Here is an 18,824-nt window from a genome sequence, read left to right as displayed (position 1 = left end):
TTTGATTAAATAGCTGTGTAAATAAAGAAGGTAAGAGGCATAAAAATAGACGTCTAATCTTCTATTCCACAGCAATTACCTTAAATAAGAATAGAGAGTAGTAACATGATTATAGATTGCCACGGACATTATACGACTACGCCAGCAGGCGTTGGTGAGTACCGCGATAAACAAAAAGCACAGGTCGCTAAAGACCCTGCTTTTGTTGGTGAAAAAGGTAAGGTTATTGTTTCGGATGATGAAATTCGTGACAGCATTATCAATAATCAGCTGCGTTTACAGCAAGAGCGTGGCACCGATTTAACCATCTTTTCTCCTCGTGCTAGCTGGATGGGTCACCATATTGGTAATGAATACACTAGCCAATACTGGACTGAGCACCAAAACGATTTGATTCGTCGAGTCTGTGATCTTTTCCCAGAAAACTTTGCTCCAGTTGCTCAGTTACCTCAATCTCCTGGTGTTGATCCAAGCAAGTCTGTTGCTGAAATTGTTCGTACTGTTGAAGAAATGGGCTTCATTGGTATCAACTTGAATCCAGATCCAAGTGGTGGTTACTGGCAAGACAAGTCTTTGGCAGACCGTTCTTTCTATCCTATTTATGAAAAAATGTGCGAATACGACATTCCTGCGATGATCCATGTTAGCGCGGCCTGTAACGATTGCTTCCATACAACGGGTTCGCATTACCTTGGAGCCGACACAACTGGCTTCCAGCAATTAATGATGTCGGATGTGTTTAAAGATTTCCCTGAATTGAAAATTATCATTCCTCATGGTGGTGGTGCCGTGCCTTATCACTGGGGACGTTTCCGCGGTATGGCATTAGACCAAGGTTTTGATCTAGCTGAGCGCGTTTTGAACAACATTTATTTCGATACTTGTGTTTACCATCAGCGTGGTATTGACCTTCTGTTAGACATTATTCCAACGAAGAACATCTTGTTTGCGTCTGAAATGATTGGTGCTGTGCGTGGTATTGATCCAGAAACAGGTCATTATTTTGACGATACGAAACGCTATATTGATAACAACACTGTGTTATCCGCTGAGCAAAAACAAGCCATCTTTGAAGGCAATGCTCGTCGCGTCTTTTCAAGACTAAAAGCGTAAGGCTCTCGATTTAAGGGAAGGAACATATAATGCGAAATAATGTAGTAGTACAAAATATTGAACGTGCCGACCAAGCTGTAATCGATGGTTTGGCAGAGTGCGGTGTAGCAACCATTCATGAATCTCAAGGTCGTGTTGGTCTATTGGCTCATTACATGCGCCCAATTCAAATGGACAAAACTATTGCTGGATCTGCAATCACTATTTCAGGTGCCGCTGGCGATAACTGGATGATGCATGTTGCAATTGAGCAGTGTAAGGCTGGTGACGTGATGGTATTTGCACCAACGTCTCCTTCGAATCACGGCTTCTTTGGTGATTTGTTAGCGACATCAGCGCAATCTCGTGGCGTGGTGGGTTTGATTATCGAAGGGGGCGTTCGTGATACTCGCGACCTTCGTCAAATGAACTTCCCTGTTTGGTCAAAAGCCGTTTTTGCTGAAGGCACGATCAAAGAAACCGTTGGTTCCGTGAATGTGCCAATTGTTTGTGCCGACGCTTTGGTTAATCCTGGCGATGTCATTGTGGCTGACGATGATGGTGTGGTTGTTGTGCGCCGTGAAAATGCCGCAGAGGTATTAGAGCTGTCTCGTAAACGCATGGCAAATGAAGAGTCAAAACGAGTACGAATGGCGAATGGCGAATTGGGCTTAGACATTTATGAAATGCGCCCACGCCTAGAAGAGAAAGGTTTGAAGTATGTCTAAGCAGGCTGGCGTTTTAAAGAGTGCGCCTTGTATGTGGATGCGTGGCGGCACATCAAAAGGGGCGTATTTTTTAGCGGATGATTTGCCAGCCGATGTGGATGCTCGGGCGCAATTTTTATTGCGGGTGATGGGCTCCCCAGATGATCGTCAAATTGATGGTATTGGCGGTGCGGATCCATTGGCATCGAAAGTGGCGGTAGTGAAAAAATCGATCCGTGACGATGCCGATGTGGACTATTTATTCCTGCAAGTATTTGTTGATCAAGCGGTTGTTACTGATGCACAAAACTGCGGCAATATTCTTGCTGGTGTGGCGCCTTTTGCGGTAGAGCGTGGTTTGGTTGCAGCACAAGATGGCGAAACCTCTGTGCGAATCTTTATGGAAAATACCGGACAAATTGCCGTAGCGCGTGTCTCAATAAAAGACGGCGAAGTTCAATACGAAGGGGAAGCTCGTATCGACGGTGTTCCTGGATTTTCTGCCGCTGTCCCCATTGAGTTCAAAGACACCGCGGGTTCTAGCTGTGGCGCTTTGTTACCAACGGGGAATGTGGTTGATGTGATTGATGGTGTAGAAGTGACCTGTATCGATAACGGCATGCCAGTGGTCATTATGCGTGCTGCGGATATGGGGATTACGGGTACAGAATCTCGTGAAGAACTGGAAGCCAATGAAGCATTAAAAGCCAAACTTGAGTCGATTCGCTTACAAGTGGGTCCTATGATGAACTTGGGTGATGTTAAAGAAAAATCGGTTCCTAAAATGACCATGGTAAGTGTGGCTACGAATGGTGGCGCGATTTCAACGCGTACCTTTATTCCTCATCGCTGTCATGCCTCGATTGGTGTGTTAGGGGCGGTAAGTGTAGCAACTGCGGCGATTTTGAAAGGCTCGCCAGCAAACGATGTCGCAAATTATGAATCGAGTGCTCGTATGGCGTTAGATGTCGAGCATCCCATTGGCGCGATGACGGTGATTTTAGATCAAGATGAAAACGGCGACCTAGGTTCTGCGGCGATTTTACGTACAGCGAGAAAGCTGTTTGATGGTCAAGTGTTTGCTCATAGCAACGGACTTTAGCTGTGTTTTTTTAATGACATAACAACGGGTCGCAAAACGAGACTGGTTAATTAGAACGAATAATAAGACAGGTATTTGAACATGATGGACAAAGATTATATTCCATTTCATCCAAACCCAAGTAAGCCTAGCTTCAAGGCTCCAGCGGGTGCTGTAGATGCACATTGCCACGTATTTGGTCCAGCGGATAAATTTCCTTATCATCCAAAACGTAAGTACACGCCTTGCGACGCTTCCAAAGAGCAGTTGTTTGCCTTGCGTGATCATCTAGGTTTTGCGCGCAATGTTATTGTTCAGGCCTCTTGCCATAGTACCGATAACTCGGCTCTGATCGATGCTCTGGAAACCGCTGGTGATCTGGCCCGTGGCGTGGCATTTGTTGATGACTCGATCACCCATGAAGAGCTAGAAAAAATGCATGCAGCAGGTGTTCGCGGTGTGCGCTTTAATTTCGTGAAACGCTTAGTGGATAGCACACCAAGAGAAGTGTTTTTCTCGATTGCGGATAAGATTCGTCCTTTTGGCTGGCACATTGTTGTCTATTTTGAAGCGGCGGATCTAGAAGACCTAATTCCCTTCTTGAAAGAATTGAATACAACGATTGTTGTCGATCATATGGGTACACCAAATGTTGCCAATGGTGTTGATCACCCAGACTTCCAACGTTTTGTTAACTTCATGGCCGATAATGATAATGTTTGGTGCAAAGTAAGTTGCCCTGAGCGTTTAACGCAGCACGCGCCAGATTATTCTGATGTTTATCCTTTTGCCCGTACGCTAGTTGAGAAGTTCTCTGATCGTGTATTGTGGGGAACGGATTGGCCACATCCGAATATGAAAGTTGAAGCACCAAATGACGGTCATCTTGTGGATGTAATTCCTCATATCGCCCCAACACCAGAGCTACAACAAGCTTTGTTGGTGGATAATCCTATGCGTCTTTACTGGAAATAATCCAAGCTTCGCAGCAAAGTGAATGAATAGAGGTTACCAAGATGGCTAGTAACTATACAGATCGAAAGCTCCAAGGCACGTACCTTTTTGATGGTCAAATGGCCAAAAAAGGCTACGGTTTAAATAAAATGTGTTACTCGTTTAATGACCAAACTGCACGTGATGAATTTAATGCGGACCCAGAAGCGTACTGTGAAAAATTCAAACTCACAGAGGCGCAAAAAGAAGCTATTCGTAATAGAGATGTAATCGGACTTCTGCGTGAAGGCGGTAGTATCTATTACTTGGCAAAATTTACCGGCTTACTAAAGCTAAATATGCAAGACATTGGTGGCCTGCAAACAGGCATGAGCACCGATGAATTTAAAGCAATGCTTGAGAAAAATGGGCGAGGAGAAGTCTAATGGCAAACATTATTGGTGCGATAACGACGTCTCATATCCCAGCTATCGCTAATGCAATGGCAAATGGATTAGAGCAAACACCGTACTGGAAGCCTTTTTTTGATGCTTATCCACCTGTACGTGACTGGCTAAATGAGAAAAAACCGGACGTTATTATCCTTTTTTATAACGACCATGGTTTAGAGTTTTTCATTGATAAAAAACCGACGTTCGCGATGGGGGTTGCTGATGAATATCATAACTCTGACGAAGGTTGGGGCATTCCGACCATTCCGCCTGTGACTGGTGAGTCGGAATTATCTTGGCATATTGCTAATAGTATAGTCGATGAAGGTTTTGACATGACTATCTGCCAAGAAATGCGCGTTGATCACGGTCTAACGGTTCCACTGAATCTTATGTGGCCTGGGCACCAATATGGTCATGTGAAAGTCATTCCAGTGTGTATTAACTGTGAGCAATATCCGATGCCACAACCTTGGCGTACTTTTGAACTAGGCAAAGCCATCGGCCGCGCTGTGGCGTCCTACGAAAAAGACATCAATGTGGTTGTATTTGGCACAGGTGGCATGTCTCACCAGCTTGATGGTGAACGTGCTGGCTTTATCAATCGTGCTTTTGATATCGATTGTTTAGACAAACTCGTCAGTGACCCTGAAGCACTGACAAAATACACTAATCTCGATCTTGTTGAGCAAGGTGGCGCTCAGGCTGTTGAGCTGAATATGCACATCGCCATGCGTGGTACCTTATTAGGCAAAGTGACTGAATTGCATCGTAACTACCATGCGCCGATTTCAAACACTGGCTCTGGGTTGATGTTGTTAGAACATGAGATGCCGAAATAACAAATCTTCTTTAATAGAGGATTGTTGTTAAGATCAAAATATCCGCTATCTATAAAAAAATAGACAGCGGATTTTTTTATTTTGCCTATTGTGCTATTACTTATTCAGCTTCTAATTCTTTTATTGCTTGATGCTGTGTGAGAAAAACTTTCCCACTTAAGTTGTTCACTAATGGAGAATTTCTTATTCTATCCATTACAGGGCCTTTAACTTCAGATAAATGTAATTTCACCCCAAGACTAGCTAATCTATATACAATTTTTTCCAAACTCTGTAAGGCGCTCGCATCTATCATATTGATAGCATTACACATTAATATCAAATGTCTAACGTCAGAGTTTTGTGAAACCAGATATTGTAGCTTTTCTTCAAGGATACTTGCGTTTGCAAAAAATAAGTTTTCGTCAATTCGTACTGTTAAAATACTTGGGTTGGTTTCAACAGAGAAACGTTGAATATTACGAAAATGTTCGGTGCCAGGTAGGCGTCCAACAACGGCAATGTGTGGATGGCTGGTATGCCAAAGGAAGAATAATATAGAAAGTACAACACCTACTATGAGACCGCTTTCCATACCATCAAGCATTACAATGCTGAATGTAATTAGTAAGAGATAAGCTTCTTTTTTAGAGAAGCTCCATAGATATAGCAAGTCCTGTATATTTACTAATTGCATCATTGATATAGAAATAATTGCAGCTAAAATAGCTTTAGGTAAGTAGTAAAATAAAGGTGTTAAAAATAATAGTATCAAGAGTATTAGTAGTGCAGAAATAATGCCTGTCATTGGACTTTTTGAGCCACAATCCACATTTAATACAGTACGTGAAAAACCACCTGTAACAGGAAATGCGCCACATAAGGCTGAGCCTATATTAGCTAACCCAAGCCCGATAAGTTCTTGATTTGGGTCAATATCTTGATTGCGTTTTGCCGCAAAAGATTGTGCAACAGATACGGAGCCAATAAAGCCAACGATACTAATTAAGAAAGCGCTGGGTAATAGTTCTTTCGTCATTTTCCAGCTTATTCCTTCTACATTGATTTCCAATGGCTTACTTGAAATACCACCAATAATACTAATTCCCATATTTTCTAGTGAAAAGGCTGCGACTATTAATGTTGCTGAAATTACGACTAAGAGTGGACCAGATTTACCAAATAGTTGTATGGCTCTTTTAGAACACCCAATCTTATTTAAAAAGAATGAAAAGTAACGTCGGATTAGTAATAGCGATAGAATAGAAATTAGACTTAAAATAAAAGTTGGGAGGTTGGTATTATTTATGTTGGTATATAAACTTTCTGCAAGAGGCAATAATGTATCACCATGAGCTTCAATGCCAAATAGGTACTTTAATTGGCCAATGACGATTAAAAGAGCTGATGCACTAATAAAGCCAGAAATAACTGGGTGACTTAAAAGGTTAGTCAAAAAACCTAGACGCAATAAACTCAATACTAATAGACATATACCTGACATAAAGGCTAGATAAATGGCTATTGTTGTATATTGCTCACTTCCAGCTGTCGCAAAGGGTAAGACTGCAGAAGCAGTCATTACAGATGAGAGTGCAACCGGGCCCACTGCCAATGAGCGGCTAGTACCAAAAAAAGAATATAAAATAGAAGGTAGAATGCTAGCATATAGACCGGTAATTGCAGGTAACCCAGCCAGCATGGCATAGGCCATACTCTGTGGAATGACCATGATGGTGAAAACGACGCTGGCAACAGTATCGCTTTTTAAATCAGATGCTTGATAGTTTTTAAGCCAAGTTAATGCGGGTAAGAACTTAGATGGTTTTTTCATTAGGTACCCATTTTCAGATCGATAATAGTTTCAATTTCATAGCAGTGCTGACGATGGAATGTTATTGAATTTTATATTTAGAATGCAGTAGATTTGTGTTTTATAAATAAAATAGTAAGTCAAAAAATGGCCTACTATTTTATATTTATGATCTTATGAAATGTAGATCTAAGAGAGGCCTGAAAATAATGACAGAAAACTCTATGGTAGTTTTTCAATAAATCCCACTCATTCCTTTATGATGAAAAATGCAGATGAAAAATCAGCAAGGATGTCATCAATATGTTCTATGCCAATATGAAACCGGACCATATTGTAAGAGGTGAATTCATTATTAAATATTCGCTCCTTCTGAGGGTCTATGGGAAGGGCTAGGCTTTCGAATCCTCCCCATGACGTCCCAATTGAAAATAAGCGCAAATTATCTAAAAGCTTTTCAACATCTATATTTTCATTAAATTCAACGCTTAGTAAGCCATTGCATCCTATTGCATCACGTTGCCAGATTTTATACCCCGGATGATCTTGTAGGCCTGGGTGTAAAATAGATTTAACTTCGGCACGTTGAAGTAGCCATTTTGCAACTGCGAGACTATTTTCGCCATGGCGTTGCAAACGTAAATCGAGAGTTCGCATCCCTCGAAGGCAGGCATAGGCCTCATCTGGGCTAAGTGTTTGACCCGTAATATGCACCAAAGATCGAAGTGGGTTCATAGCATGTTTTTTTACAACAGCGGCTCCCATCATCACATCAGCGTGTCCCCCTAGATACTTTGTTCCAGCTATCACAGACACATCACAGCCTAACTCTAATGGTTGATAAAGCCAGCTAGAGCCATAGGTGTTGTCTGCTATTACTATTAAGTCATGTTCATGAGCGCTTTCACACAGCTTGGGGAGATCCATAACCTCGTATGTTTGAGAGGCAGGAGACTCGATCATAACCACTTTTGTATTTGACTTTAGGTAAGGTGAAATGTCAGTAGTGTTCCAAGGGAAGTACTCTATTTCTACGCCATTTCGAGTTAGCTGTTTTTCACAATAAGTACGGGTAGCAGAGAAAATAGTATCTACTACTAATAAATGGTCTCCTGCACCGACATATGCAGAAATAGCTCCAGCTATTGCTGCAATCCCAGTAGGAAATAAGAAGCAACCATCACCGCCTTCCAAATCGTTTATCGCAGCAGCCAATTCGTGGGCTGTAGTTGTGCCGCGACGTCCATAAGACAATACCGAATCATCGTTTTCTCTACGTATTTTAGTGTCTTTATAGGCCGCTACGGTGTCATGTAAAATAGTTGATGCTCTCACTATCGGTGGGTTAGCTGTGCCTGGGGATAGTGTGCGTCCATAATGTAATAATTTGGTGCTACGGTGCATATTCTTGTTCATTATTATCAGCCTTATTTAATAACTGGGTGTAAGGGGCTTAAAACACTGCGTTCTTGTGCGTCTAGTAGTGCAAGTAAACCAATTTCCCATTTTAAGTATTGTCGTGCGGCGTCAAGGTTCCCGTCGTGGCGATCATGAACGAAGAACAAATAGTCAATACATTCTCGTTCTGTTGGTTGATCTGGCGTTGCAATAATCTCAAGTCCTTGTGCTTTCCATTCTTCAATAGAGCCTTTGACTATTCCTTTAAATTTTTTACCAGTAGTAGCTTCGATGTCTCGTGCAATACCGCCCATTAGCATGCGACAGCTTCCAGTTAAAACCCAATCTTCAGGGTTACCTAGTTCTTCGTAGTTGATACGTGCTCGAGTGACCCATTTTGCGCCTTTGATATGTCCCTTTCGGTAATTTAATCCTGTAGAGGCATCTAGTATCTTCAGACCATTATCGATATGCATTTTTAGTTCGGGTAATGCCATAGTCTGAATAACTCGAACATTTTCAGGGGTGATATCAGCGGTGTCACTCATATCTGAATCTTGTAATATCCAGACCTTATGCCCCATACCGGCTAACCAGATTGCCGTTATTGCAGAGCGTAAGCCATTGTCACAACTTAAAATTATTCTTGCATTGCGAACCGCTAGCTTCTCATCTGTGGCTTGAACTAATTGCCCTCCAGGTGCTGAAATTGAGTTTTTCACATGACCTTGAGAAAACTCTTCTTCAGTTCGTACATCAAATAAATAGCTCGTTTGATTTTTGTCTTTTAGCCAATTTTGAACAATATCCTCTGTTACTGTGTTTAAATTGTAACGAGTAATAAGTTCCTCTGCCTTTTCTCTACCATGCTCTAGTGCTTCTTTGGTAGGTGTTGGTAAATTATTGATTGCTATATTGTTGACGAGATCGAAGCCAGCAAGTCTCCAGCCTTGAGTACCATTTTTTAGTGCGTAAACAGGGTTAGATATATTGAGAAGAGATAAGGATTGCGCACCAATAATTGAGCGTGTACGACCTGCACAGTTAATTATGACTGGAATATTTGGGTTGCTAACCAGCATAGGCAGCCTATACCCGAGCTCAGCATTTGGGCATGATTTAGCCTGAGGAAGTGACATTTTGTGGAACTCTGCTCGAGAGCGCCCATCTAATAATAATAGCTCTTTTCCGTCAGCTTGCATGCTATGGAGTTCTTCAGCAGAAACTGATTTTGTATCAAACTCATGTTCTACGAGTTCGCCAAAGGTTTTTGATGGTACATTAACGCCTTTGAATAAAGTATATCCGGCTTCAGTCCATGCAAATGAACCGCCTTTTAGAATGTTGACATTGCTATAACCTAAGGACTCTAATATTCCAGCGGCACGGATAGATACATCATCACCATTATCCATTAATACACAACGAACAGATCGGCAAGGCATTAGTCTTGGTGCTAATGTTTCTATTTTACTAAATGGTAAATGTACAGAGAAAAATGGATGCCCTTCGCCATATTGACCATGTTCTCGAATGTCTAAAAATGCGATTTCACCGCCATCGGTTAATAAGGGTTTTAATTGCTGTGCAGTTAGCTCTTTCATTTGCATAATCTCTACTTTGTCTTAACGCCGATGTCCATCACGTGGCATGTCCCTTTCTCTAGGTCATACATGTATCGGCCTTTTAGGCTTTCGAGGGATTGTCCATAGAAATGGAGATGTCGGATTATGTCGGTTCCTTCAATTTCGACACTGTGAATATCATCCGCAAGCATTGAAATAGCGTTTCCGGGCTCGAGATTCACAACTGCAGTTTGTTTTAATTCTGCTTTACCTTGTACTGAGCCATCATCAACTCGGTCGTAAAGAGTATTAATTTCGACACCGTCAACTGCGCCTACGCATGCCCATGTAGTATGATTATGCGGTTGTATTTTCTTTCCTGGCTGCATTACATTTAAGTAAAGAGATAAGCCATCTTTTCCATCTTGAGCTATTAAATAACGATTTTGCTTTTCCTCTGGTGATGGTGCTTTAAAATATTCTTCACCCCACAGTTCTGTTTTATCAGATAGATTGGTGACTTCTTTTTCTATTAAAGCCAATGTTTCTCTGTTGAGAGGGTTTGAAGCAAGTATATCTTTGGTTTTTTCTAACAGTGATTTTGCTAAAAGATCTCTTGTTAATGAGTGATTCATTGAATGTTTTCCTTTTTTTGGGAGTTGTAATCAGGCTCGATTGCGCATAATGATGGGAACACACCAAAGAGCAATGGATACCAACATCATAACGGCACTAATCGGGTGATTTGAAAAGTCAAAAAACACCAACCAGTTGCCTTGTGAAATGGTTAAAGAATTATTTAAAGAAGATTCGAGTTGCGACCCTAAAACCAAACCCAGAATGGCTGGTCCTAATGGAATATTTGCTAAACGCATTGCATAAGCAACAATGCCTGAAATGATTGCCACCCACATATTGAATGCATTAGCGCCATCAGAATACGCTCCCATTAGACAGAGAATTGCTATCACTCCAACCATAGCTTCTTTAGGGATTGCAAAGATGGTTTTGGAAACGGTTTTGATTACGACGAATGCGACAGGCCACATAAATAGGTTGGCTACTAAAAATGCAACAATAATCATCCATGCAATATTGCCATGCTGAGAAAAAAGCAATGGTCCTGGCACCATGCCATGAATGGCAAGAGCTCCAATAAATAAGGCTGATGTTGAATTTCCAGGGATTCCTAAAGATAGCAGAGGTACCATTGAGCTTGCTGTTACCGCATTATTAGCTGCTTCTGGCGCTGCAATTCCTTCTGGTGCTCCTTCCCCCCATTTGGATTCACCTTCCTTTCCTTCATAGCGATTACTGAAGCGTCTAGCAGCTTGATCATAGGCAAGAAATATTGCCATTAGCATGCCTGCACCCGGTAACATACCGATTACATTGCCAATAGCTGAACCACTAATCCAAACGGGTAAGAGTCTACGCATCAGGGATTTTGGTAATACCAGAGATCCCATTTTTAAAGGCTTAGATATTTCAGCACGTGAATGGCGTTCTTTAAATATATCGGACATTAGTTCGAACATAGCCGCGATACCGAAAAGTCCGACGAGCATGGGGACAAAAGGTATGCCTTCAATAAGGTTTACATTATCGAAGGTGTAGCGTGGAAATCCAGTGACTGGACTGAAGCCAACATTTGCTACTGTTAGCCCAATAATAGCTGCCACAGCACCTTTAATAACATTACCTTTTAATAAGCCAACAACACTTGATAGTCCCAGAATGGCGAGTGCAAAATTTTCTACATAGCCAAACTGTAATGCGACTTTTGCAAGTGATGGAGCAAATAACAGCAAGACAATCGAACTTATGACGCCACCAATAACAGATGACGTTATAGCAATAGAGAGGGCTTTACCGCCAAATCCTTTTCGAGCCATTGCATTGCCATCAATTGAGGTCAGCAGCGAAGATGCTGTGCCTGGTACCTTTATCATAATGGCAGGTATTGCTCCGCCTGTTGCAGCTGCGCAATAGACGCCGACCATCAAGGCTAAAGCCTGTTCTGCTGGCATAGAAAACGAGAACGGAATGAATACTGCAAATGCAATGTTGTCATTTATTCCAGGAATAGATCCAACAATCATCCCAGCGATAACACCAAGTAATAGCATTAGTATGACTGGTGGTGAAACTAGTGTTTGAAAACCTAATAAAATTACATCCATAATCTTTTCTCAAAAGTACGACTTATAGAAGCCATGATAAAAAAGGTTCTGGTAAACGAACCCCTAAGCCCACTATAAAAATCATATAGCTAATGCCACTGATAAGAGAGGCAACGATGATTGCTCTATATAGTTTTTGGAAACCACATATCAATAAGAATGCGACTTCCATGAAAAAAGTCGGAATGATATAACCTAATCCATTAGTCATGGCGAGGATCCAAAGGGCAATAATAGTTCCAGCAGATACCGCTACTTTAGAATGTAATGCGAAAGAAGTGTGGTTACCTTTATTCAAAAATACTCTAGTGATAATAATAAGACCAAGAACGGCCATTATTATCCCTAGTGCTAATGGATAGGGACGGGAAATAGTGTCGAAATCATTTGCCAACCAAGCTGCAGTTAACCCTATAGTGAGTAGTACTAATCCTGTCCATGTATCACTGTGCGAGGTAATAGAGCGTATTTCGGCGCGACTATGAGAATTAATATTCATATGGTCTTCCAAATATGTGTATGGATAGCCCATTCAATTTAAGATGAATGGGCAGTAAAGAAATTAGTGATTCTTTAGTTTGTTTTTACTTCAGAACGTTATTTCTTTTTACCAAAGCCTTCCTCATTAATAATGACTGAAGTGAGCTTCGCATAATTATCTATAACAAATTTGAATCCGGCAGCGTCACGATATGTTGCAACAAAACCGCTATTTTTCATCTTCTGTACATAAGCTGGTGTCTCATATACTTGTTTCATAAGTGCTGATAGTTTTGCAATGACATCCTTTGGTGTTCCTTTAGGAACGGCCCAGCCCCGAAAAGTTGCCCATATTGGTATATTGATACCCACTTCTTGGAATGTTGGGATATCAGGAAATCTATTACTACGCTCTTCACTAGCAACCGCTAGAATACGGATTCCATCATTACCAAGTTGTTCAACAGCCTCGCCCAATGGCCAAAGAACAGCGTCAGAATGGCCTCCCACAATAGCTTGTACCTGAGAGCCAAAGCCGTTAGTAGGGATATAGTTAAATTTAACTCCTGTCACTTTTTCGATGGCAAGACCAGACATATGGTGAGATGTTCCAATACCTGCTACGACGATATTTAGTCTTTTTTCCTTAGCCGCAGATATGAATTCTTCTGCTGTCTTGAACGGTGAATTTTTTGGTACTGCAATAACTTCAGGATCCAAGTTGTAAAGAGCAATAGGCTCAAAATCATCTATAGAATAGCTTGCACCTTTTGTGAGTGGGTTGGTGATGACTGAGCTTGTCATTGCAAGAATGGAATAACCATCAGGCTTTGCTTTGGCGACTAACGTTTGTCCAACGATTCCACCCCCTCCAGAGCGATTGACAATGCTAATTTTTCCTTTTCCTGTTAGATAAGTGTTGGCTGTTTCAGCAATAATACGAGATGTCGTGTCAACGGAACCACCGGGTTCAAAGGGGACAACTAAATCAATAGGTTTAGTCGGGTAGTCAATTGCATAAGCACTAACCGAAGCGGAAATTAATCCAGAGACGAGTATTGGGACTATTAGTTTTTTCATTATGTATTGTTCCTTTGTGTTTTTAGTATGTGTTTGCTTTTTTTATTTTTGCTGTTCAAACACTGTATCAAAGAAATTTTACATTTGTATAATTAATATTATTCCTTTATATATTAGTATTATTGATATGTTGGGATGATCATTATGAATCAAAGTCTCCAGATTAGTCATTTGAAAACCTTGATAGCTATTAACGAAGAGGGGAGCTTTAGTGCCGCATCTGAACGTGTTGGACGTACTCAATCTGCGGTTACACACCAGATGCAAAATCTAGAGCAAATTATTGGGACGCCTTTATTTGCAATGAATGGAAGAAATAGAGAGCTAACAAATGCTGGTTTAACACTGTTGCGGCATGCTTATGAAATTATTGCTTTATGTAATCAAGCTGTTTCAGCAGCCGAAAAAAATTTCAACATAGGAACAATTAGAGTAGGTACCCCCTTAGAGATAGCAGAAGATTTGTGGCCTCAAGTGTTGAGAGTTTTTAATGAGGCCTGGCCAAATACAAGGGTAATTCTGCATGTAGAACGCAGTCCTTTATTAATGCAATTGTTGGAAAGTGGGGAGCTAGATCTGGCAATTAGTACCCGTCGTTTGGGGGCTCATAAAGGAAAACCACTAACTAGTTTAGCCGTCAATTGGATTGCAGCAGCAGATTGGGAATATATTCCTAGAGAACCTTTACCTTTAATTCTTACAGATGAGCCTAGTATGTTTCGTCGTATGGCCTTATCTGCTTTAGATATAAGTGGACTGCCTTATTACGAAAAATTTGTTTCATCTTCTATGTTAGGTGTTCGTTCAGCAGTAATCGCCGGTCTTGGTGTGACGGCGAGGACAATAAGCGGTTTTCCTCCGGAAATTCAGCTTTTGGATTCTAAAATTGGCCTGCCGCCTTTACCCGATATTTCTTATTACGTACATCAATCAGATCAGAGAATGACTAAAGAATGTGAAGCACTTCTTGAGATTATTTTGCAGTATATATGTTGAAAAAGTGTATAGGTTAACTGGGATTTCTTTGATATAAGAATCCGCTATCTATAAAAAAATAGACAGCGGATTTTTTTATTTTTCGATATTCAAAAGGTTATTAACAGTATTAGAAACGTGAACAGCGCCTTTCAATATTTCATCTATGATACCAGAGGCTTCATCTATTAATTGTGCGTTCTCTCTGGAGCGCTCGCTTACTTTGCTCATGCTGGTTTTGGCTTGGCGTGTTAGGTTGCTGTTTTGTGCCACCATATCTTCAATTTCAATAGTAGATTTACTGGTGCGAGAGGCTAGTGTTCTCACTTCATCCGCTACTACAGCAAAACCACGGCCATGTTCACCTGCGCGAGCTGCTTCTATCGCGGCGTTAAGTGCCAATAAGTTGGTTTGGTCAGCAATAGAGCCAATGGTTGTCACAATTTTCGCGATACTTTCAGACTGGTGATTAAGTTGTTCTATTAGGTCTGTAGATACTTCAACATCAGCAACAATTTGGTCTGAGGTTTCAACGGTACGGCGTAAAATCTGTGCGCCATTTTCTGATACTTGCGCGGTTTCTACCGAAGTTGAATGAGCTACTTCGGCGGCATGTTGAATAGCTAGTTGAGTATTAACTCTATCGGTAATATCAGAGGCGACTTTAAGTACTTTAACGACTTTACCAAATTGGTCGAAAATTGGATTATAACTGGCTTCTAGCCATACAGTTTGGCCTTGTTTGCCGATACGCTCAAATTGGCCTGTTTTGAAGTCACCATGAGCCAGTTCTGTCCAAAATCTTGGGTTATCTTGGTAAAATTTATCAGTACAAAATTTATGGTGATTTTGGCCAACAATTTCTTTTTTTGACTGATAGCCTAATGCCATTAAAAAATTGTCATTTGCAGTAATTACGGTACCGTCAGGTGTAAACTCAATAGTGGCTGAAGAGCGGTCAATAGCATTGTAAACAGCTAGCTGACTGTCAGCCATAAGTTTAGCTTTGGTTACATCGGAAGCAATTTTTATTACTTTTACTACTATGCCATCTATTTCAACAGGGAAATAAGTGGCTTCAAGCCAAATATCTGATCCGTCTTTGTGTTTACGCAAAAACGTACCTTCTTTGCTTTTTCCTGATGCTAGATCCGGCCAGAAATTTTTGTATTCAGGGCTAGAGGTTATTTGATTTGGACAAAACAACGCATGTTTTTGTCCCTCTACTTCTTTAAGAGAATAGCCAATAGCATTAAGAAACAGTGAATTTGCCTCTAAAACAGTGCCATCGGGTGAGAAGCTAATGGTTGCGCAGAACTTGTTCATCGCTTCTATAGCTGCGTGATCGACAGATTGAGCTGGTTTTTTTTCGGTCTGCTTCTTATTGAAAAACATTTGCTTCTTCTCCCTAGACTTGCATACTTTTTAGTGTTTATTACTGTGTTAATAATCAGACTATAAATGGTGTTTATTTCTATAGCTGTAGTGAAAGTGTCCTGAAATGTAACGGTTGGTTACCTTTTAGATTAGAAAAGGCAACTAGTTTTCTGTATGCAGTAATTTGCTCACTGTGTTTGATACGTGTTTCGCGCCTTTTTGAATTTCATCTATGATGCCTGATGCCTCATTAATCAGTTGCGCATTCTCGCTTGAGCGTTCACTTACTTTGCTCATGCTGTTTTTTGCTTGCAGGGTTAAATTACTATTTTGTTTTACCATGTCTTCAATTTCGATAGTTGACTTGCTTGTTCTGGCGGCGAGAGTGCGAACTTCATCTGCGACAACGGCAAAGCCTCGGCCATTTTCTCCTGCACGAGCAGCTTCTATCGCTGCGTTTAGTGCCAATAAGTTAGTTTGATCGGCAATGGATCCAATAGAGGTTACAATCTTGGCTATGTTTTCCGACTGATGATTTAATTGCTCAATAAGATCTGTAGATACTTCAATATCTGCGACGATTTTGTCAGATGTCTCAACGGTGCGACGTAAAATATCTGCACCATTTTCTGAAACTTTAGCGGTTTCTACAGATGTTGAATGTGCTACTTCGGCCGCATTTTGAATGGCTAGCTGCGTATTGACTCGTTCGGTAATATCTGACGCGACCTTGAGTATCTTAATTACTTTGCCAAATTGATCAAAAATTGGGTTGTAGCTTGCTTCTAGCCAGATCGTTTTACCTTGTTTATTTATACGTCTGAACTGTCCAGTTTTGAAGTCACCTTGGGCCAGCTCTGCCCAGAAATTAGGGTTTTCTTGGTAAAACTCTGGCGTGCAAAATTGACGATGATGTTGGCCTATGATGTCTTTTTGAGATCGATATCCCATAGTTTTAATGAAGTTATCATTAGCCGTGATAATGGTACCGTCAGGCATAAATTCTATGGTTGCTGAAGATCTGTCTATAGCGTTGTAGACTGCACTTTGACTGTCTGCCATTATTTTGTTTCGAGTGACATCGGAAGCAATTTTTATGACTTTGACGATTTTCCCATCTATCTCAACTGGAAAGTAAGTGGCTTCAAGCCAAATATCCGAGCCGTTTTTGTTTTTGCGTAAAAACGTACCTTGTTTGCTTTGTCCAGCTGCTAAATCTGACCAAAAATGTTTGTAATCGAGACTAGAGGTGACTTTAGTCGGGCAAAATAGAGCGTGTTTCTGTCCTTGGATTTCTTCTAATGAGTAGCCCACAGTATCGAGGAATAGTGCATTGGCATCTAGTATTGTGCCATCTGGTAAAAAGCTTATGGACGCACAAAATTTCTTCATAGCCGTAATGAAAGCAGAGTTTTCGCTTTGAGGTAGAGTTTTTTCGATGGCTTTCTTTTGTTTGGTAAAAAACATGACAGTTCCTCGCTAGGGGTGTTTTGTCAGTATGACAGTCGCATTCCCCATTGTTTTGTGTAGGTGTTTTCCTACAAAACTGGTCGAATTTTACACTGCAATGCTTGGATTTAATGTGTGTTAAGTGTCATATACGTGTGATGTTTGTTAATGGTTTACTTATTTTGAGTAACTCTTTGTTAGCGGTTGTTTGCTTTGTTGCAGGAAAAAATGATGGGGGATTGAACTGGCTAAATAAGGCATTACTCTTGTCTAACGATAATAGTATCGAGTAGATTATTTTTCAGTCATTCGAGAGAACATGGTTTCAAACTGACCAATGTTTTGTTGAATGTAGTCAATAAAGGAGCGCATGGTCGGAGTTGGATGACGGCCTTGAGGGTGGATCAAACACCATGATCGGCGAAGGGGGAAATCTTTGATTGGTACTTCGATTAAGGTACCAAGAGTAAGCTCAGAGAGTATGCCTAGTTTGGGTAATACTGCGACGCCAAGCCCTGCAATAACGGCATGTTTGATCGCGTCATTGGAGCCAATTTCCATCTCTGCGTGCAGACGAATACGTTGCTTTTGACAATGCAGTTCTAGTGCTAATCGACTGCCTGACCCTGCTTCTCGAAGCAGTAAGTTGTGTTCTAAAAAGGTGCTTAATGAGATGTCTTCCAAAGCGAGAAGAGGATGGTTTTGTGGTACAACAGCGATTAACTCATTGTTCAAAAAAGGTATGCTAAACATAGGTTTATCATTCTGTACCATGCCCATGATCGCTAATTCATCATGGTTTTCATTGAGTCGTTCAATGGCCGCTGCGCGGTTCATGACTTTCACGTTTATCGTGACGTTTGGGTGCAAGCTGGTATAAGCCCGAAGTAAGTAAGGCACCACATATTGCGCCGTACTCACAGCCACCAAAGTTAACTCACCAGATATTAGGCCAGTTTCCTCTGATAAGTCGTCTTGAAAGCGTTGTATTTCATCAAACATGGCGTGAATGCATTTAGCTAATCGCTTGGCCGTCGCTGTGCTGTAAAGCTGGCGACCAACGTATTCAAAAAGTGGTTGTTCTAGTGCTTGTTCAAGTTGTCGTATTTGGTTGCTAACGGCAGGCTGACTCAACCCCAGCATATCTCCAGCTCGACTGTAGCTACTCAATTCATAAACGCTCTTAAATACTTGTAATTGTCTAAATGTGAGTCGGTTCACTAAACTTTGTACGCTTTGAGGCATTGTTTTTGTTTCCCCTTGGTTTATCTATCAGCTTTTATCTATCAGGAATAGCTTATACATAAATGTCGTAATATCAATTTTTACTTTGGTTGATCTTTGAGTAGTCTGAATATTCAGAGATATTTGTACAAAAGTTGTGCTCACTACGTTGTGCAGTGATCTCTTCAAACAAG

The 18,824-nt window shown here is 41.0% G+C and carries 17 protein-coding genes; 7 read left to right on the top strand and 10 right to left on the bottom strand.

The annotated features are described in order from the left end of the window. Positions 1 to 105: 105 nt before the first annotated feature. From B6N13_RS19630 to B6N13_RS19605, 6 genes are all read left to right on the top strand, one after another. On the top strand, positions 106 to 1,113 hold the full coding sequence (locus B6N13_RS19630) for an amidohydrolase family protein (RefSeq protein ID WP_169460347.1): 1,008 nt from the start codon (positions 106 to 108) through the stop codon (positions 1,111 to 1,113). 29 nt (positions 1,114 to 1,142) lie between these two features. Next, complete coding sequence (locus B6N13_RS19625) at positions 1,143 to 1,820, top strand: 4-carboxy-4-hydroxy-2-oxoadipate aldolase/oxaloacetate decarboxylase (protein WP_012071604.1); 678 nt, start codon at positions 1,143 to 1,145, stop codon at positions 1,818 to 1,820. After that, positions 1,813 to 2,901 (top strand): 4-oxalomesaconate tautomerase, encoded by a 1,089-nt coding sequence (locus tag B6N13_RS19620; protein WP_169460346.1) that lies wholly within the window; start codon positions 1,813 to 1,815, stop codon positions 2,899 to 2,901. Before B6N13_RS19625 ends, B6N13_RS19620 begins: the two co-directional genes overlap by 8 nt. Positions 2,902 to 2,982: 81 nt before the next feature. Beyond that, complete coding sequence (locus B6N13_RS19615; RefSeq protein ID WP_211172947.1) at positions 2,983 to 3,855, top strand: amidohydrolase family protein; 873 nt, start codon at positions 2,983 to 2,985, stop codon at positions 3,853 to 3,855. 41 nt (positions 3,856 to 3,896) lie between these two features. Beyond that, positions 3,897 to 4,259 carry a protocatechuate 4,5-dioxygenase subunit alpha gene (locus tag B6N13_RS19610; protein ID WP_012071601.1) on the top strand — a complete coding sequence of 121 codons (363 nt, stop codon included), beginning with the start codon at positions 3,897 to 3,899 and terminating at the stop codon, positions 4,257 to 4,259. After that, on the top strand, positions 4,259 to 5,107 hold the full coding sequence (locus B6N13_RS19605) for a class III extradiol dioxygenase family protein (RefSeq protein WP_012071600.1): 849 nt from the start codon (positions 4,259 to 4,261) through the stop codon (positions 5,105 to 5,107). Before B6N13_RS19610 ends, B6N13_RS19605 begins: the two co-directional genes overlap by 1 nt. A 100-nt stretch (positions 5,108 to 5,207) precedes the next feature. On the opposite strand, the gene sulP is transcribed toward B6N13_RS19605, so the two are convergent. The 7 genes from sulP to B6N13_RS19570 all read right to left on the bottom strand — a co-directional run bounded on the left by sulP (position 5,208) and on the right by B6N13_RS19570 (position 13,605). After that, positions 5,208 to 6,920, bottom strand: coding sequence for a sulfate permease (sulP, locus tag B6N13_RS19600; protein WP_169460345.1), 1,713 nt, complete (start codon positions 6,918 to 6,920; stop codon positions 5,208 to 5,210). Between the two features lie 228 nt (positions 6,921 to 7,148). Next, positions 7,149 to 8,315, bottom strand: coding sequence for a cystathionine beta-lyase (gene metC, locus B6N13_RS19595; protein ID WP_012071598.1), 1,167 nt, complete (start codon positions 8,313 to 8,315; stop codon positions 7,149 to 7,151). An 11-nt stretch (positions 8,316 to 8,326) separates the two neighbouring features. Continuing rightward, the gene (locus B6N13_RS19590; protein WP_169460344.1) at positions 8,327 to 9,901 is read right to left on the bottom strand and encodes a rhodanese-like domain-containing protein; all 1,575 of its coding nucleotides are present in this window, start codon (positions 9,899 to 9,901) and stop codon (positions 8,327 to 8,329) included. A gap of 11 nt (positions 9,902 to 9,912) precedes the next feature. Beyond that, the gene (locus tag B6N13_RS19585) at positions 9,913 to 10,497 is read right to left on the bottom strand and encodes a cysteine dioxygenase family protein (RefSeq protein WP_012071596.1); all 585 of its coding nucleotides are present in this window, start codon (positions 10,495 to 10,497) and stop codon (positions 9,913 to 9,915) included. 30 nt (positions 10,498 to 10,527) lie between these two features. After that, positions 10,528 to 12,045, bottom strand: a complete 1,518-nt coding sequence (locus tag B6N13_RS19580) for a tripartite tricarboxylate transporter permease (RefSeq protein ID WP_012071595.1) — start codon at positions 12,043 to 12,045, stop codon at positions 10,528 to 10,530. Positions 12,046 to 12,067: 22 nt separating this feature from the next. Continuing rightward, on the bottom strand, positions 12,068 to 12,544 hold the full coding sequence (locus tag B6N13_RS19575) for a tripartite tricarboxylate transporter TctB family protein (RefSeq protein WP_169460343.1): 477 nt from the start codon (positions 12,542 to 12,544) through the stop codon (positions 12,068 to 12,070). Between the two features lie 98 nt (positions 12,545 to 12,642). Next, complete coding sequence (locus B6N13_RS19570; protein WP_012071593.1) at positions 12,643 to 13,605, bottom strand: tripartite tricarboxylate transporter substrate binding protein; 963 nt, start codon at positions 13,603 to 13,605, stop codon at positions 12,643 to 12,645. Positions 13,606 to 13,749: 144 nt separating this feature from the next. Between B6N13_RS19570 and B6N13_RS19565 the strand changes: the two genes are divergently transcribed. After that, positions 13,750 to 14,601 (top strand): LysR substrate-binding domain-containing protein, encoded by an 852-nt coding sequence (locus tag B6N13_RS19565; protein ID WP_169460342.1) that lies wholly within the window; start codon positions 13,750 to 13,752, stop codon positions 14,599 to 14,601. A 75-nt stretch (positions 14,602 to 14,676) separates the two neighbouring features. Here the strand turns inward: B6N13_RS19565 and B6N13_RS19560 are convergent, their stop codons facing one another. From B6N13_RS19560 to B6N13_RS19550, 3 genes are all read right to left on the bottom strand, one after another. After that, on the bottom strand, positions 14,677 to 15,975 hold the full coding sequence (locus tag B6N13_RS19560; RefSeq protein ID WP_169460341.1) for a PAS domain-containing methyl-accepting chemotaxis protein: 1,299 nt from the start codon (positions 15,973 to 15,975) through the stop codon (positions 14,677 to 14,679). Between the two features lie 144 nt (positions 15,976 to 16,119). After that, the gene (locus B6N13_RS23605) at positions 16,120 to 17,424 is read right to left on the bottom strand and encodes a PAS domain-containing methyl-accepting chemotaxis protein (RefSeq protein ID WP_012071590.1); all 1,305 of its coding nucleotides are present in this window, start codon (positions 17,422 to 17,424) and stop codon (positions 16,120 to 16,122) included. 276 nt (positions 17,425 to 17,700) lie between these two features. Continuing rightward, positions 17,701 to 18,651, bottom strand: a complete 951-nt coding sequence (locus B6N13_RS19550) for a LysR family transcriptional regulator (protein WP_012071589.1) — start codon at positions 18,649 to 18,651, stop codon at positions 17,701 to 17,703. Between the last annotated feature and the right edge of the window lie 173 nt (positions 18,652 to 18,824).

This window comes from Marinomonas sp. UCMA 3892, assembly GCF_012726345.1.
GTDB lineage: Bacteria > Pseudomonadota > Gammaproteobacteria > Pseudomonadales > Marinomonadaceae > Marinomonas.
The sequence above is the reverse complement of the archived record's forward strand: the minus strand, read 5'-3'. Positions and strand labels throughout refer to the sequence as shown.